Annotated in this window: 11 protein-coding genes and 2 pseudogenes; 3 read left to right on the top strand and 10 right to left on the bottom strand. The window is 60.0% G+C overall.

Annotated features, from left to right (window positions below; genetic code table 11):
- Positions 1 to 81: 81 nt before the first annotated feature.
- Positions 82 to 315, bottom strand: a pseudogene (locus tag KB879_RS37350) (SDR family NAD(P)-dependent oxidoreductase); the annotation flags it as partial.
- Positions 316 to 562: 247 nt separating this feature from the next.
- Between KB879_RS37350 and KB879_RS37345 the strand changes: the two are divergent.
- Positions 563 to 2,112 (top strand): annotated as a pseudogene (locus KB879_RS37345) (IS3 family transposase).
- Positions 2,113 to 2,489: 377 nt separating this feature from the next.
- On the opposite strand, the gene KB879_RS37340 reads toward KB879_RS37345, so the two are convergent.
- Positions 2,490 to 3,983 carry an FAD-dependent oxidoreductase gene (locus tag KB879_RS37340; RefSeq protein WP_249221407.1) on the bottom strand — a complete coding sequence of 498 codons (1,494 nt, stop codon included), beginning with the start codon at positions 3,981 to 3,983 and terminating at the stop codon, positions 2,490 to 2,492.
- Positions 3,984 to 4,359: 376 nt separating this feature from the next.
- The gene (locus KB879_RS37335; protein ID WP_211982909.1) at positions 4,360 to 4,839 is read right to left on the bottom strand and encodes a carboxymuconolactone decarboxylase family protein; all 480 of its coding nucleotides are present in this window, start codon (positions 4,837 to 4,839) and stop codon (positions 4,360 to 4,362) included.
- 1,161 nt (positions 4,840 to 6,000) lie between these two features.
- Here KB879_RS37335 and KB879_RS37330 point away from each other — a divergent pair.
- Positions 6,001 to 6,255: a hypothetical protein gene (locus KB879_RS37330; protein ID WP_211982908.1), complete on the top strand. Its 255-nt coding sequence runs from the start codon at positions 6,001 to 6,003 to the stop codon at positions 6,253 to 6,255.
- Positions 6,256 to 6,268: 13 nt separating this feature from the next.
- Here the strand turns inward: KB879_RS37330 and KB879_RS37325 are convergent, their stop codons facing one another.
- A complete protein-coding gene (locus KB879_RS37325; RefSeq protein WP_371827437.1) occupies positions 6,269 to 7,066 on the bottom strand; it encodes a Crp/Fnr family transcriptional regulator in 798 nt (265 codons plus the stop codon).
- 465 nt (positions 7,067 to 7,531) lie between these two features.
- Between KB879_RS37325 and KB879_RS37320 the strand changes: the two genes are divergently transcribed.
- Positions 7,532 to 8,062, top strand: coding sequence for a TetR/AcrR family transcriptional regulator (locus tag KB879_RS37320; RefSeq protein ID WP_249221406.1), 531 nt, complete (start codon positions 7,532 to 7,534; stop codon positions 8,060 to 8,062).
- 221 nt (positions 8,063 to 8,283) lie between these two features.
- On the opposite strand, the gene KB879_RS37315 is transcribed toward KB879_RS37320, so the two are convergent.
- From KB879_RS37315 to KB879_RS37290, 6 genes are all read right to left on the bottom strand, one after another.
- Positions 8,284 to 9,981 carry a tannase/feruloyl esterase family alpha/beta hydrolase gene (locus tag KB879_RS37315; protein ID WP_211982904.1) on the bottom strand — a complete coding sequence of 566 codons (1,698 nt, stop codon included), beginning with the start codon at positions 9,979 to 9,981 and terminating at the stop codon, positions 8,284 to 8,286.
- Positions 9,982 to 10,311: 330 nt separating this feature from the next.
- A complete protein-coding gene (locus KB879_RS37310) occupies positions 10,312 to 11,085 on the bottom strand; it encodes an enoyl-CoA hydratase (RefSeq protein WP_211982902.1) in 774 nt (257 codons plus the stop codon).
- 69 nt (positions 11,086 to 11,154) lie between these two features.
- On the bottom strand, positions 11,155 to 12,351 hold the full coding sequence (locus KB879_RS37305) for an acetyl-CoA C-acyltransferase (RefSeq protein WP_211982900.1): 1,197 nt from the start codon (positions 12,349 to 12,351) through the stop codon (positions 11,155 to 11,157).
- A gap of 22 nt (positions 12,352 to 12,373) precedes the next feature.
- A complete protein-coding gene (locus KB879_RS37300) occupies positions 12,374 to 13,132 on the bottom strand; it encodes an SDR family NAD(P)-dependent oxidoreductase (RefSeq protein ID WP_211982898.1) in 759 nt (252 codons plus the stop codon).
- A gap of 25 nt (positions 13,133 to 13,157) precedes the next feature.
- Positions 13,158 to 14,528 carry an MFS transporter gene (locus KB879_RS37295; RefSeq protein ID WP_211982896.1) on the bottom strand — a complete coding sequence of 457 codons (1,371 nt, stop codon included), beginning with the start codon at positions 14,526 to 14,528 and terminating at the stop codon, positions 13,158 to 13,160.
- Entirely contained in the window at positions 14,525 to 15,310 is a 786-nt protein-coding gene (locus tag KB879_RS37290) for a nitroreductase (protein WP_211982893.1), read from the bottom strand. Before KB879_RS37290 ends, KB879_RS37295 begins: the two co-directional genes overlap by 4 nt.
- Between the last annotated feature and the right edge of the window lie 230 nt (positions 15,311 to 15,540).

The following is a 15,540-nucleotide window of genomic DNA, read 5'->3' as shown; positions in this document are numbered from 1 at the left end:
AGGCGCGTTGGTTCAGGCCCTGCCGCAGGCGTGTCGCTCTCTCCCTGCCGCCCCCATTCGCCAAGGCAGACTGCTCTTGCAGCCCGCCAGGTTCACATTGATCAATGACGTGAAATCTTCGGCCGTGTATTCGGCGAAAGGCTTCGCGACGAAAATGCCGGTATTGTTCACTAGCGTGTCGACACGTCCAAAGCGTTTGATCGTTTCATCGATTACACGGCGCGCGGTAGCGGGTTCGCCGATATCGCCTGCCACGGCTAACTGGTCGGCGTCGTGAGTCACTTTGATGGAGCGGGCCGTTGCGACAACGTGATAACAATGACCTTTTGTTGGTTGCTCATGCTACACCTCCTCCAATTGTGGGTTGACGTGGCGAGTCCCGGGCTCTAGAACCTCCGAACCGCTCAGTAGGCGTCCCCCCGCGGCACAACAGTTGTCGCCCGATAAGAACTTGAATCTTTCCTGATTTCAAGTCTCTTAGTGGCGGTGGAAGGCCGGCGCCGAAGGCGCCGGCCTTCCACCGCCAGTTTCCACAGTAAGGGGGCGATGATGAGAGAACAAGTTGGCTCGATACGGACAAGTGTTTAAGGACAGAGCGGTGGCGCGGTTGCTGCCGCCGGAGAGCGCCCCGGAGATCGGAGTGAGCGCAGATACGCTGGAGCGCTGGCGCAGTGAGGAACTGGCCAAGCCCGCCCGCGAGCGCGGCTGGACGGCTGCCGCTCGCCTGGAGGCCGTGATCCTCACGGCAGCCATGGACGAGTCAGCCCGCAGCGCCTGGTGCCGCGAACACGGCGTGTACCCACAGCAACTGCAGCAATGGCGCGACAGCGCAACGCAAGCGCTCGCCGAGCCCGCGGAGAAGCGCGTCAGTCCGCAGCAGACCAAGGAAGACCGCCGGCGCATCAAGGAGCTCGAGCGCGAATTGCGGCGCAAGGACAAGGCCCTGGCTGAGACAGCAGCGTTGCTGGTGTTGTCAAAAAAAGTCTCGGCGATCTTCAACAAAGACAAAGGCGAGGACGAATGATTGGGCTCGAAGATCGCCAGACGCTGGCCCAGGACATCGAGGCGGCCCAGTAGGCCGGCGCGCGGCTAGAACAGGCCTGTGAGGTCGCCGGCATCGACCAACGCAGCCTGCAGCGCTGGAAGGCCAACCACGGGCTCGTATCGGGTGATGGCAGGCCCGCCGCGGTGCGGCCGACGCCGGCCCATGCGCTGACGCCAGCCGAGCGCGAGCAGATCCTGCAGGTGGCCAACGAGCCTCGCTTTGCCGACATGCCCCCGGCGCGCATCGTCCCCATGCTGGCCGACGAAGGGGTGTACCTTGCCAGCGAATCGAGCTTCCAGCGTGTCCTGCGCGCGCATGGGCAGAACCAGCACCGAGGCCGCGCCAAGGCGCCACGCAAGAGCCGCCCACCGACGACGCATATAGCCACCACACCGCGCCAGTTGTGGTGTTGGGACTTGACGTACCTGCCCGCCGAGATCGTTGGCCGCTGGTTCTACCTGTACCTGATTCTGGACGTGTACAGCCGCAAGATCGTGGGCTTCGAGGTGCACGACAGCGTCGATGCCCACCATGCGGCGCACCTGGTCAAGCGCACTGCGCTGGCCGAGGGCATCCACGCCATGACGGCCAAGCCAGTGCTGCACGGCGACAACGGCTCGACTCTGAAAGCCACGACTGTCCTGGCGATGTTGAACTGGCTGGGCGTCAAGCCGTCGTACTCGCGCCCGCGCGTCAGGGATGACAACGCCTATGTCGAAAGCCTGTTCCGCACGGCGAAGTACCGGCCGGAGTTCCCTGACAAGGGCTTCGCCAACCTCGAGGAGGCTCGCGCCTGGGCTTCGCGCTTCGTGCATTGGTATAACCATGATCACCGGCACAGCGGCATCCGCTACGTCAGCCCCGCACAGCGTCATGCGGGTGAAGACGCCGCGATCCTCGCCGCCCGCCACGAGGTATATCTCCAGGCTCGTGCACGCAATCCGCAGCGCTGGTCGGGCACCACGCGCAACTGGACTCCTATCGGTGCAGTGACCCTGAACCCCGAACGCGATTCCATCGTCCGGACGCATTCTGGGAGCGTCGATATACAGCCATTGGCCGCATGACCGAGGCGACAACTAGCTTGACTCGCGCCGGCGTCGACGCGGCCATGAGCGGTTATCATCGCCGACAGATGTTCCTGGTCAACGATCGGGACGAGCGTATACATGTGGTACCCGTCGGTTCCGCATTAGTCCAGTGACGCGGCTCGTCGACGGATACCTTTGGGGGTACGAGCACTTGGAAGAAATTCAGTAAGCCTTCACAAAACGTCCGACGCAGGGGTCCGGATCGATTCGCTTGATCGCCTGTGCCGCACAGCGGCGTGTGCCCTGCAGTGAACAGCCTTCGACGCAAGGCCCGCCTCGCGCATACCCAGGGACGTGTACCAATCACCAGTAGCGAGACAACACGGACGCCCAGAGAGCCTGCCCAGATGGCCTCAGGCCGCTTCCCGAGCGACAGCGAGATAGCCGTGGATCTGCGACACAACCGCTGCGCCCTCACCCACCGCAGTGGCCACGCGCTTGGTCGAGCCGGAGCGGACATCGCCGATGGCGAAGACGCCCGACACGCAGGTTTCTAGCGTATTGGACTGCAGCCCGGCGTCTATTCCGGTCAGCACGAACCCCTTGGCATCTACCCCCACATCGCAGCCGTCCAGCCACGATGTGTTCGGCTGCGCGCCAGTAAACAGGAACACGTGCTGCACCCGCATCGTCATCTGCGTGCCCATATTGCAATCACGCAGGGTTACGCCTGTCAGCCGCGTATCGCCTTCGAGGTCCACCACTTCGGTGCGGGCATGGACCGTGATGTTGCGCTGCGCGGCGATGCGGTCGACCAGGTAGCGCGACATGCTGGTGTCGAGGCTATCGCCGCGAATCACAACGTGGACGTGCGCGACATGGGCGCCCAGGAACACGGCGGCCTGGCCGGCGGAATTGCCGCCACCCACCAGCATGACTTCCCGGTTGGCGCAGAGCTTGGCTTCCACCGGCGACGCCCAGTAGTAGACGCCACTCCCTTCAAACTCCGCCCGGCGCGGAATCGGCGGCCGGCGGTACGCGGCGCCGCTGGCGATGATGACGGTTAGCGCCTGGATCGTATCGCCGGCCCGCGTACGCAACTGGTGTACGGCGCCGCAATCGAGCCGTTCGATTTCCGTGGGAAAGGCGATGTGCGCGCCGAACTTCTGCGCCTGCGCACATGCATTGGTGGTAAGCGCATGGCCCGAAATGCCGGCGGGAAATCCCAGGTAGTTCTCGATGCGCGCACTGGCACCGGCCTGACCGCCCGGCGACAACGCATCGAGCACGATCACGCGCAACCCTTCCGACGCCGCATAGACCGCCGCCGCCAGCCCAGCCGGGCCCGCGCCGATGATCGCCACATCATAGATCCGGCTGCCATCGATATGCGGCAGCAACCCCAGGCACGACAGCACCTGCGTGGTATCGGGACGGCGCAGCACCGTGCCATTGGGGTCGATGACGAGCGGCAGATCGTCATCGGTGGCATCGAACTTGCCGGGCATTTCCGCCGCTTCAGCATCGGCGTCGACATCAACCACCGAGTACGGATAGTTGTTACGCCGCAGGAGCGCCTGGAGGTCGAACATGGCCGGATCGCTCCCACGGCCGATCAGCGTCGGCCCGCGTCCACGCTGGATCAGCGCCGTGCGGCGCAGCATCATCGCCTGCATGATCAACTCGCCGAGCGCGGCCTCGGCCACCATCAGCGCGCGCAAGCACGCCGGGCGCACGACGATGGCGCGCACATCCTCGATGGCGATGCCGTCGACGAGTTCGGGCGTGCCAGAAAGCTGGCCGATTTCGGCCAGAAAATTGCCGGGCCCGTGCTCGGAGGCCAGAGCGCTGTTACCGATGCCATCGCGCTGCACGATGCGCACACGCCCTTCGATGACGAGGATCATGCCATTGGCCGGATCCCCGGTATGTACCACGTACTCGCCGGCCTGCCAGGTCTGTTCCCGGCCATAGGGCGCGATGCGCGCGATATCGGCGGCAGATAAGTGCGGATACATCTGCCGCTGGTGCAAGACTACGACGGCCGGGGCCGCTTCCGGCACGGCGCCGGATGCATCGGCGGACGACTTGCGTTGGGCGGAGATGTCCATGGCGGAAGGATGTGGTGGTCTGCCTTGCGTGCAAGCGTAGCAGTCCAGTCCTCGAAACGCAGTCATGCACCGGGCGTGCCATGACAAGACTTGCGTATAGGAGGCGCGTCGGAACGGAGGGGCGAAGCATCGCTAGCCGCATGCGGCAAACGCGGCGATCGCCTTCTTGACGTCACTCGAGATTGGCCTTGTCGAGCCCGAACGCCTTGTCCGACGAACCAGGCACCATGCGGAACGCCACGTTCAGGCGATTCCAGGTATTGATCGCCCCCACCAGGAAAGTGAGGTCCGACAGTTCCTTCTCGCTGTACTGGGTGCGCACGCGCTCATAGATATCGTCGGGCACGCCGTCGGCGGGAAGCCTCGTCAGCACCTCGGTCCAGGCCAGCGCGGCGCGTTCGCGCGGCGAGAACAGGGTCGACTCGCGCCAGATCGCCACATGATGCAGGCGCAATTCGCGCTCGCCGTGGATCTTTGCCATCTTGATATGCATGTCGACGCAGAACGCGCAGCCATTGAGCTGCGATGCGCGAATCTCGACGAGCTCGCGAATGGGCTCTTCAATCGTGGTCTTCTGGAACAGCGCGCCGAACTCCATGAGCTTCTTGGTCAGTTCGGAGGGCTGCTGGAAGTAGTTAAGGCGTTGCATCATGATTCTCTGCTGGCATTTGACTAAAAGTGAGCTCACCGAGGATGCGCGGCTTTATGTTCATCGGGGTCGGCTTGGAAGGAATAATACGCTTCGACAGACCACGCGGTAGTGCTCTCACGGTACCCACTCTGTTGTCGCATCGGCACCAATCGCAGCGTATTGTATGGTGCAAAATTCGCGCAACCGTCCTTGTGACGCGCGAATGCGCCAACAACGCATGTCCGCAACAGAAAGATTCGTAGTCGTTGGGCGAGACCTGCAGAGTTGAATGGTTAGGGGATCCGGAATAGTCTCCATTGCACGCTGGCCGCAAGTCGCCCGGTTCAAGTTCGTACCCGGCCTTTTTCCGGCTTCCACCATGGCTTGCAGGGAAACGTCCGCCTCAGCCCGATCAGGAGGGAAAAATATGCCTGGATACCTTGGCAACGGACCTTCCAACATCGAGCAGAATGAACCGAACGCGGTTGAGGGAGGCTCACTGCATTCGCAGCGATCACGTTGAGCCGCGATGAGAGTTCACTGAGTCTAATGCGTTCCCACCTCGTCAAACTCGGCTCGGATACTACAGTGTAGGAAACCAGAATTAGCCGGACTACGTGCGCTTTTGCTGGACTGGAAATCCGGAATTAGCCGGAACGGCGTGAAATCCCGTGACGCTGAGCCAGAACCTGACGGTCCGGTTCACCGTCGCTTTTTGGTTGACGTAAGCAGTAGATGGGTCAAGAAATCGGGGAGCGGACGTCCCAATACGAGACACCACCATTTCCAGCCTGAGCCATGCGTTTCATCCCGATCCGAGACCTGCACCTCGCTATCCGAGCCCGCGACCGCGATGCCTGGCGGGCATGGGCGGAAGGGATATTTGACGTCGAAGGTCTCATTCTGGCGTGCGTTCCGGATGCCGCCACTTGCGATCCAAGCGTTGTGGCCGACGCGATCCGGGAGTGGTTCGACGTCGCAAGAGCTATAGAAAGTCGGCACGGGGCTGCTAACTCTTTCTAGAGTAGGAAACCGAAATAGGCTGGACTACCGTGCACTATGGCTTCTCCGCATTGAGACCGAGCCCGCAGACCGTGGTCTTGCCCTGCCGCTGCCGCCCACCCGACTGGAGCCGCAACCCCTCATGCCTGGGGCGCGTCCTTCATCCGGCCAAGCCCGGCCATGGAGGCGCTTTGGGTGCCCGAGCCGGGACTCTGGCTGCTGCCAGAGCGGTACCCGGAATACGCCTTCCACTCGAAGGAACTCCTCCAGGAGGGGCTGCAGCGACCCGTCGATCCGAATGTGCCCTTTGTGGGCGGGCGTCGACCGATCGTTGTCGGTGGCATGAGCATGCGCTGCGGCCACAAGGACTTTGCGTTGGACGTCTTCCATCGCGCGCGCAAATCCGCCTCGCGCATCAGCGTGCGGACCCGATAACATTTGCGCCACTTCAATCCCCGGAGTGTGCGAATCTACGCAATGCCGCCAAATCCAGTATCTGAATCGACCCATACTCAGCAACCACTAACCCTGCATCTTCCAGTTCGCGGATGGCCCGATTCGTGTTCTGCCTTGAAAGCCCGCAAAGCCTCCCAATTTCCTCCTGGGAGAAGCCCAACGTCTTGTCCGTGGCTGGATAGAGCTGCTGATTGAAAAGCTCTGCCAAACAGAATGCCACCCGCGCAGATGCTTCATGCAGCCGAAGGTTGTGCACCAGTCCAACGTAGTAGCCACATCGAGCGTTGAGTTGGTCGATCACGTATCTGCTGAACGAGTGGCTCTGCTCAAGGAGCCAAAGGAATGTCGACTTGGGTACGAATGCTAGGCGACTATCCCGGATCGCAACAACAGAATAGGGCCGTGGCTCGTCTTTCAGCACAACACCCTCACCGAACCACGAGCCGGCAGGAACGCCCGCAAATGTGATAATCCGCCCCTCTCTCGAGGCGGTATCGACCTTCACGATCCCTTCCATCACCGCAAGCCAGTGGTCGGCAGGATCCCCTCGATGGCACGCAACAGCACCAGCATCGTAGGATCGGTCAAAGCTATCACGCATAACTCGAGTCTTCTGCTCAGAGGTCAGATTCGAGCACCAGGGCGCCTGCAAAAGAAACGCCTCCAGACTTAGATGGCCAGGCTTGCAAAAACCATCATTGCGATTCTGCAAGGTGGAGTCGACCAAGCTGCTGGATTTCGAGAGGACGACGGGCGAAACTCGCATCGGTTCCGCTCGCTTGGCTTGCATGCCATTCACGTGGTTCATCATTTGGAGCCAGTATTGCGCAGTTGCATGATCACCTGTTTGCGCTGAGCACCCGTCGCCGACTTGATACCGCTGGCATGTGGCAAGCGCTGTGCAGAAGTCCAGTCTTCCAGATCCTTGGCAGACCTCCGACCTGGGAAGCTGTCGGGATCGAGTGGGATTCGACGTTCCGTTAAGTGAAATCTTGATTCGCTTTAGACTATGGCCCGAAAGGGATACTGTCAAGCGAAGCACGGCTAGGTGTTTGTACGGAGAGCGCTATAATGGCCACCATAAAGGTGAGCGGTGTACTGCACAATTGCTCGTCGAAAAGCAGGCATAACTGAAATGGAAATTCCACATAGCCCTCCGCGCATTCGGATTCGCCGGCGGGGTGCCGACAAACATCCGTTGATCCTCCAAGCCGCACGAGATTTGGTGGCGGAATCTGGGTTCCGAGAAGCCCAGATGTCGTTGATTGCCGAGGCTGCAGGCATCGCGATCGGCACGTTGTACCGCTACTTTCCGTCCAAGACCGAGTTGTTGGTCGAACTCGTGAAAACGACGGCGCAACGGGAAGTCGACGTCGTAGCTGGTATCGCCATGCGTGATGGGACCGCACTAGAACGTCTTGGTGCGGCCGCATGGACGTTCGCGAGTCGCGCCTTGCGAGGCCGACGCTTAGCCTACGCCCTAGTCGCTGAACCTGTTGAGCCAGATGTCGAGGCTGCCCGGCTCACTTATCACCGAGCACTGGCCAGGGTATTCAAGACGATCATTGAGCAGGGTATGGCGAATGGCGAGTTCCCTGCACAGGATGCCGCCGCATCGGCAGACTGCATAGTCGGCTGCCTTTTCGAAGGCCTGGTGGCACCGCTCACCAACAACGCTACAGCCGATGCTGTCCAGGCAGCCGCCCACGGCTCGGCCATCATCACCTTTTGTCTGCGAGGGGTTTCAGGCTTACAGGCGCCCGTCTATAGGATTCCGACTGTGTAGTCGCTTCCTTCAGGAATCGACCGTCTCTACCGGCTAGTGGAGGACGATCTCAACCCCCGACCTCGCCTTCCGCAAGGATTTCTGTCGCGCCGACTACCTCTACAAGCCTCTTGCGCTTAGCGGATGTGCTGCCGGCCTCGTGTTTTCGGCCGGCAGCACAAGAGGACTGAAGTTGTGAAGTGACTTGATCCGCCTGTGACAATGTTGTCACAGGCAGTGGATCAATTGGAGCACGTATAGCTTGATGCGGCGTTCACGTCCCCGCTGACGTACTTTGGCCACTGGGGGTACTCACACAGAGGCCGCGTGCGCCCCGCAGTGGGCGGGTTCAAGTCGGTAACGACGAGATTCTGCGGAGCCGTGGCTTTCGTGACCCAGTTATCCAAAGCAGTCAGCCCATCATATGCCGCCTCAAACTGCCCGCCCGTGCCATGTGCGGCACCGGGAACCAGATAGAACTTGAGGAATGACGACAACGCATTCTGCCCATAGTTCGCCAGCAATCGGTTGTAGTAGTCAATCGACATTTGAGCCGGAATGAACTGATCGGATTGCCCGTGCTGAAGGATCACCTTCCCACCTCGGTTCTTGAAGTTGTCCAGGTTGACAGTCGTGGAGTCCATCATTTGACTCACCGTCTGTGTCCTAGCGGTGAGCAACCCTGGATCCGTGAAGTTGAAGGACATCAAATCGAGCGAGGGATCCCTTGCAATAGCGTATCGCACGAGGCTATTCGGGAAGGCATAGAAGAACGACCATTGTGCAGTTGCATTTGTCCCAGGGTCCAGTACGGCGTCTGCTGGAGAGTCCCCCAGCGGTAACAAGAAGCCACTCCAGAAATCGGTGCCTGCGAGGATGTTGTAACCCGGAATGCTGTGAATACCGTTTGCGAAATCAAAGTTCGTCTTCAGCGGCGTGGCCATGGTATTGACAGTGCTGATCTGAGCGTCAGACAGGCAAGTGTCGCCCGTGTCGGCGCCCCCTGGGCATCGCACAGTCGCCGGATCGAACGTACAAAGACTCGGATTGCTGATCAGGCCGTCTGTCGCGCCGTCCAGACTGTCACAGGCCGACATCACAGCCTTCTTGAGCATAGCGGCCTTGTTTGCGTTGATGAAGCCGCCTGGGGCAAGTGACGCCTGAGAGATGCGCCCCATTTGGAAGGCCAGCCCCATGATCCCGGACGCGGGATACGTCGAAATGATGCCATCGTAGTCTGAGGCGTACTTCTGCGCAGCGATAAGCGCCTGGCGACCGCCGCCAGAGCCACCAATGTAGTAGCTATGTGCGAACGTCGCCCCGTAGCGCTGCTTGGTTAAAAACAGAGCGACATCATGCGTTTTCTTGATGTGGTCGCCGGCATAGTTCGCCAACGCCTCATCGTTCTGAGCAAACCGGCCATCCCCAAAGCTTCCTTCATGCCCGCTATCGCTGCCAAGCGTCACATATCCGCGCGCCAGCGGAGTCAGAACCCCCTTCGGTTCGCCATAGGATGTGAGGCCGGTTTTTGTGAAGCCTGTTGTGGCCGGGACAGACCCGTCAAGCCCACCACCACCGAAGTGAACAGATTTCCCGTTCCAAGTGGACGGCAAATCAACTTCGAACTTGATGTCCGGCGCGGCCGGGTCCACGGGATGAATCCCCCCCAAGACCTTGCAGAACTCGCCATTTGTATTGCCCGACGCCGTCGCAGCAATGAGCGTCGCCGACGCGATCGTGGCGCCAGTCGTTGGCAAACCAATCGCGGAGGCTGGTACGGCTGAACCTTGAAGCGCCGCGCACTGCTGCGCTGGCGTCAACTGGGGCGTGGCATCGGCTACGACAGAGTCGCTGCCTCCTCCACAACCAACGACGAGCAAGGCCGATAGCGTTGCCACAGTGGGTGCAAGCCATTGCGGCCTGACTTTGGTGAACTTCATGACGTTGTCTCCTAGCAGACGCCGGGACTTCTAGTTGTCCACGAGTCGCTTTCGTTCAAGTAAATAGTCCTGCGAGGTACGTCGTCACTGACGAGCATGGCGGCGAAGCACCTCGATGACGACCATACCGATCGGGCCTGCTCAGGATTGTCTTGCGCAAGACGATTGGAAATTTCGAGCCGTATTCAGTCGAAGATGTTGGAGTAGCCCTGCCAAATTCAGGTTGGGCCACTCCTTGATGTACAGAAAACCTTGTTCAAGCTGGCAGTCGTTTTCGTTCTGGAATGCCGCCCGCTCTGTGGTCTCGACACCTTAAGCATCTACCCGCTGTCAGCGGTGCTTCAACGTTGGTTGCCGTTTCGTCAGGAAGGCGGACATCCCTTCCTTCTGGTCATCAAGTCCAAACGTGGAATGAAAGGCGCGGCGCTCGAAGAGCAGGCCCTCAGCCAAAGATGCCTCGTATGCCCGATTGATCGATTCCTTGATCATCATGACTACAGGTAGCGAGTAATTGGCAATCAGCTTGGCAGCTTCCAGCGTTTCGTCGAGTAGTCGATCGCAGGGATAGACCCGCGAGACAATGCCCCAACGCTCAGCCTCGGCCGCATCAACCATGCGCGAGGTCAGACACAGGTCCATTGCCTTGGCTTTGCCGACAAGCCGTGGCAGGCGTTGCGTTCCGCCAGCACCAGGCATCGTTCCAATCTTGATTTCGGGCTGTCCGAACCGTGCCGTATCCGAGGCAAAGATCAGATCGCACATCATCGCCAGTTCGCATCCGCCACCCAACGCGTAACCCGACACCGCGGCCAAAACTGGTTTTCTCGCCTCCCGAACCTTCTCCCAATTTCTCGAGATGAAGTTGCCTTTGTAAACCTTCTGGAAATCGAAATCCTTCATGTGCGCAACATCCGCACCCGCTGCAAACGCGCGCTCATTGCCGGTCAGGACGATGCATCCGATGTTGTCGTCCCGCTCGTACGCATCAACAGCAGCACCAATTCCGTCCATGACATCGTCATTGAGCGCATTCAGCGCTTCCGGGCGGTTGATCTGAATGAAACCGACCCGGTCGATCGTCTTTCGCAAAACCACTTCACTCACATTTGGCTCCGACCAACAACTTCACGACGCCACCTGCCTCGCGTCGAATGCGAGGCAGATGGCCTTTCCTTACAACAGCTCGACCGCAACCGCCGTTGCCTCACCGCCACCGATACAAAGGCTTGCCACGCCACGCTTCTTTTCCGCCTTCCTGAGGGCGCCAAGAAGTGTCACAAGGATCCGTGCGCCAGACGCACCGATGGGATGCCCAAGAGCGCACGCTCCACCATGAACGTTGACGGTCTCAGGGTCCAAGCGCAGGTCATGAATCGCCGCCATCGTGACTACAGCGAACGCCTCGTTGATTTCCCAAAAACCGACATCTGCGGTCGACCAGCCGGTCTGACCAAGCAGCTTTTGGATGGCCCCTACCGGAGCGGTGGTGAACTCCGCCGGTGCTTGTGCATGTGTTGCGTGGCCAACGATTCGGGCGAGTGGCTGCACACCCAGCTTCCTGGCAGTCGATTCCCGCGCCAGCACCAACGCAGCAGCGCCGTCCGAAATCGAGCTTGAGTTCGCCGGCGTCACCGTCCCCCCTTTTTTGAAGGCTGGCTTCAACGAGGGAATCTTCTCAAGGTTGACCTTTGGCGGCTGCTCATCGCTCTGCAGCGTGACCTCGCCCGTCCGACCTTGGACCATGACCGGCGTTGTTTCCCATGCGAAATCACCGCGTTCGATCGCCGCCTTCGCACGCTGGGTCGAGAGAATGGCCCATTCGTCCTGGGCTTCGCGCGAGAAGCCATAGCGCTCGGCACAGTCCTCGGCGAACGTACCCATCAGCCGGCCGAGTGTGTCATTTCGATAGTGGTCTTCCAGTCCATCGAAGAACATGTGGTCCAGCAACTGCCCGTGGCCGAGCCGATACCCTTTGCGCGCTTTGGGCAGCAGATAGGGGGCGTTCGTCATCGACTCCATGCCCCCAGCAACCATCACGTCGTTGGTACCAGCGGCGATCGAATCATGCGCCAGCATCACGGCTTTCATGCCGGATCCGCACACCTTGCTGATCGTCGTACACGTCACCGATTCAGCAAGGCCCGCGTTCAGGCAGGCCTGACGCGTAGGAGCCTGACCAACGCCGGCGGGGAGAACGCAACCCATCAGCAGTTCCTGGATCGCGCCAGCATCGATACGCGCGCGCTCAACAGCTGCGCGAATAGCGAACCCACCCAGTTCCGGGGCTGTCAGGCTTGCGAGATCTCCTTGGAAGCCACCGATCGGCGTGCGTGCGGCGGACAGAATGACGACTGGATCGTTTGTACTCATGTTCGGTCTCCGTTCTGGTGATTTACTTTGCCGCCATCCGGATGGCGCCATCGAGCCGGATGACCTCGCCATTCAAGTAGCCATTGCCAAGCACGTGCTCGACCAGACCGGCGAACTCCGTCGCCTTACCCAAGCGCGAAGGAAACGGAACGGACCGACCCAGCGCCTCTTGCACATCGGCTGGCATCTTGAGCAGCATCGGGGTTTCCATGATCCCTGGAGCAATCGTCACGACCCGAATTCCGGACCTGGCCAACTCCCGCGCGAGCGGCAAGGTCATCGCAACCACACCGCCCTTCGAGGCGGCGTAGGCGGCCTGCCCAATCTGGCCGTCGAACGCAGCAACCGACGCAGTGTTGATGATCACACCGCGCTCGCCATCGTCGTCGGGTGGCTCCTGTTGCATGATTTCGGCGGCCAGCCGAACCATATTGAACGTGCCGCCCAGGTTGATGTTGAGGGTGCGCAAGAAGGAACTCATTGCGTGCGGCCCCTGCTTGCCTACTACCTTCTCCGCGGGCGCGATACCGGCGCAGTTCACCAGGCCGCGCAATGTTCCCAGCGCGGTTGCTGCTTTGAATACGTCTTTTGCTCCCTCTTCGCTCGTCGCGTCGGCACAGACAGACGCGCAGCGGAGTTCCTCAGCCATCGCTTCGGCGGCCTCCAGATCGAGGTCGACGATCACCACCTTGCCCCCTTGCTCAGAGAGCAATCGGGCAGTTGCGGCTCCCAGTCCAGAGCCGCCGCCGGTTACGACGAATACGTTGTTACTGATCTGCATCGGATGATTTCCTGAGGGTGATGGGTCAACTGCTTGCCGACGAAGGGATGTCGGCGTGTGAGGGAAGCGCTTCCGCGCCATGTGTGTTGGCCGCGCCGCGGCGATGGTCGATCATCATGACCGCGACGGTGCCCAATACGCCGGCAAGGCCGATCGCCAAGAAGTTCTGCTCCAGAGGCAGTCGCATCGCCACCAGCATGCCGATCAGCACGGGTGCGGCGATCGCTCCGAGGCGGCCGATACCGGAGGCAAAGCCCACACCGGTCGAGCGAATCGAAGCGGGGTAAAACTCACCGGCGTATGCGTACGCCAGGAGCTGTGTTCCAAGGGTGGAGGCACCGACGACGAACACGACAAGGAAGAGCAGCTCAGTCGATTTCGTGTAACCCATCAACGCCAGCGACACTGCACCGGTCGCGTAGAAGGCCACCAGTACATATTTGATGTTGTACTTGTCGCCCAGCCAACCACCACCCACAGCACCGACCACGGCACCAATGTTGAAAACCAACACAAAGGTAAGTGCGGACCCAAGGCTATAGCCCGACATGGCCATCAACTTTGTGAGCCACGAACTCAACGAGTACACCATGAACAGCCCCATGAAGAAGGCGACCCAGATCATGACTGTGCTGAATCCACGTCCGTCCTGAAACAGCTTGGCCACTGGGGCTTTGGTCACCATCGCCTCTTGGGGCATGACGAACCGGTCTTGGCTACTGACTTGAACCTCCGGCGCGATCTTCCTGATCAGTTGTACGAGCTTCTCCGCACGGTTTCGCTGCACCAGAAACGCCAGCGAATCAGGCATGGTCAGCAAGACGAAGGGAATGATCAGGATGGGCGTGCCGGCGATGAAGAACACGGACTGCCAGCCATAGGCTTCAATCAGTTGCTTGCCGGTGAGCGCCACAAGGATGCCGCCGATCGAATACCCAGCGAACACCAGGGTGACGAGACGGGCTCGGATCTTGCGCGGAGCATATTCACCCATCTGAGCAGTCACGATGGGAAGCACGCCGCCAATCCCGAGACCTGCGAAGAACCGGGTAATGCTGAAGCTCAACGGATCGTGCGTCAGTCCGGCCGCGGCTGTGAAGAAACTGAACAGCGCGATGCATACGCAAATCGACACAGGCCGGCCGATCTTGTCGGCCAGCGTGCCGAGGTAAATCGCCCCAAACATCATGCCGAACAGGGCCGAGCTCGCCATGAATCCGGCCTTTGCTGCATCCACCCCCATCTGTTTCATGATGGACGGTAATGCCGCGCCCACAACGGCCAAGTCGTATCCGTCGAGCACGAGAATCAGGACACACCAGAACAGGATCAAGCCATGGAAGCGCGAGAATCTCGCGTTCTGTGTGATCCTTTGAACATCAACTTCGTTACTCATGGTCTCCTCCATTTGAGAATGGATATCGTTGGTGGTGCTATTGGTCCATCTGCGGGTAAAGCTGTGGCGTGATAAACCGTAAAGGTGGAAGAAGGCGCCCTTTCAGAGACGAGCGAGTTCTCAATGCGACTCTCGTCGGCGTAGCCCAGGCTCATGCCCACCAGGAACATTTCTTCTGGAGGCAAGCCAAGCTCTTGCTCGATGATCTTGTGGTACTTCATGAAGGCGGCCTGAGGGCAGGTGCTCAGACCGTAGGTACGTGCGACAACCATGATGTTCTGCAGGAACATCCCGTAGTCGAGGAGACTGCCGCGCTGCATCACGCGGTCGATCGTGAAGAACAGCCCGACAGGTGCATCGAAGAACTGGTAGTTCCTGCCGTGCTGCGCGTGCATCCTCTGCTTGTCACCCTTCTCGATGCCAAGAAGGCCATAGAGTTTCCATCCGATGTCACGACGCCTGTCGATATAGGGCGACACCCACTCTTCTGGGTAGTAGTCCCATTCATCGGCATGCGCATCCGCCAACTCGGGATCGTTGTCGACTTTGGCGATTGCGGCGCAGACCCGGTCTCGGGCGTCGCCCATGACCACGTGTACCTTCCAGGGTTGAATGTTCACCCCCGTCGCCGCATAGCGCGACACATCAAGAATTGCCTTGATGGTCTCGTGTGGGACAGGCTTCGGAAGATAGGCGCGAACGCTACGTCGCGTAGCAATTGCCCATTCCACAGCCGACCGGATCGATGAAAGTTCATCCGGTGGCGGTCCAGTTCGTTCCATCTACTACCTCGCTCAACTGTCATGCGGACCTCGCGTCCACTTGAATTCAGATTAGCGAGCGTTTCTCAGCCCCAATGTCTTGCAGCCGACAATCGTTTCCCTCTTTGAAGGTCGGAACTCGACGCATGGAAATGTCTCAGGGGTGACATTCACCCCGTTGGACCAACGCTAGATTGGGATGTGGCTTGAGGAACGGGGAACCCCTCAGGGCCGTGCATTCATAACCCGAC

The organism is Cupriavidus sp. KK10 (assembly GCF_018223725.1).
Lineage (GTDB): Bacteria > Pseudomonadota > Gammaproteobacteria > Burkholderiales > Burkholderiaceae > Cupriavidus > Cupriavidus necator.
This window is presented reverse-complemented; position numbering and strand designations above follow the sequence as displayed.

What these genes read in the sequence shown, in the direction of transcription:
- KB879_RS37340 (WP_249221407.1), bottom strand. Translation starts at nt 3,983, where the DNA reads ATGATCCTCGTCATCGAAGGGCGTGTGCGCATCGTGCAGCGCGATGGC.
- KB879_RS37335 (WP_211982909.1), bottom strand. Translation starts at nt 4,839, where the DNA reads ATGATGCAACGCCTTAACTACTTCCAGCAGCCCTCCGAACTGACCAAG.
- KB879_RS37330 (WP_211982908.1), top strand. Translation starts at nt 6,001, where the DNA reads ATGGAGGCGCTTTGGGTGCCCGAGCCGGGACTCTGGCTGCTGCCAGAG.
- KB879_RS37325 (WP_371827437.1), bottom strand. Translation starts at nt 7,066, where the DNA reads ATGCAAGCCAAGCGAGCGGAACCGATGCGAGTTTCGCCCGTCGTCCTC.
- KB879_RS37320 (WP_249221406.1), top strand. Translation starts at nt 7,532, where the DNA reads ATGTCGTTGATTGCCGAGGCTGCAGGCATCGCGATCGGCACGTTGTAC.
- KB879_RS37315 (WP_211982904.1), bottom strand. Translation starts at nt 9,981, where the DNA reads ATGAAGTTCACCAAAGTCAGGCCGCAATGGCTTGCACCCACTGTGGCA.
- KB879_RS37305 (WP_211982900.1), bottom strand. Translation starts at nt 12,351, where the DNA reads ATGAGTACAAACGATCCAGTCGTCATTCTGTCCGCCGCACGCACGCCG.
- KB879_RS37300 (WP_211982898.1), bottom strand. Translation starts at nt 13,132, where the DNA reads ATGCAGATCAGTAACAACGTATTCGTCGTAACCGGCGGCGGCTCTGGA.
- KB879_RS37295 (WP_211982896.1), bottom strand. Translation starts at nt 14,528, where the DNA reads ATGAGTAACGAAGTTGATGTTCAAAGGATCACACAGAACGCGAGATTC.
- KB879_RS37290 (WP_211982893.1), bottom strand. Translation starts at nt 15,310, where the DNA reads ATGGAACGAACTGGACCGCCACCGGATGAACTTTCATCGATCCGGTCG.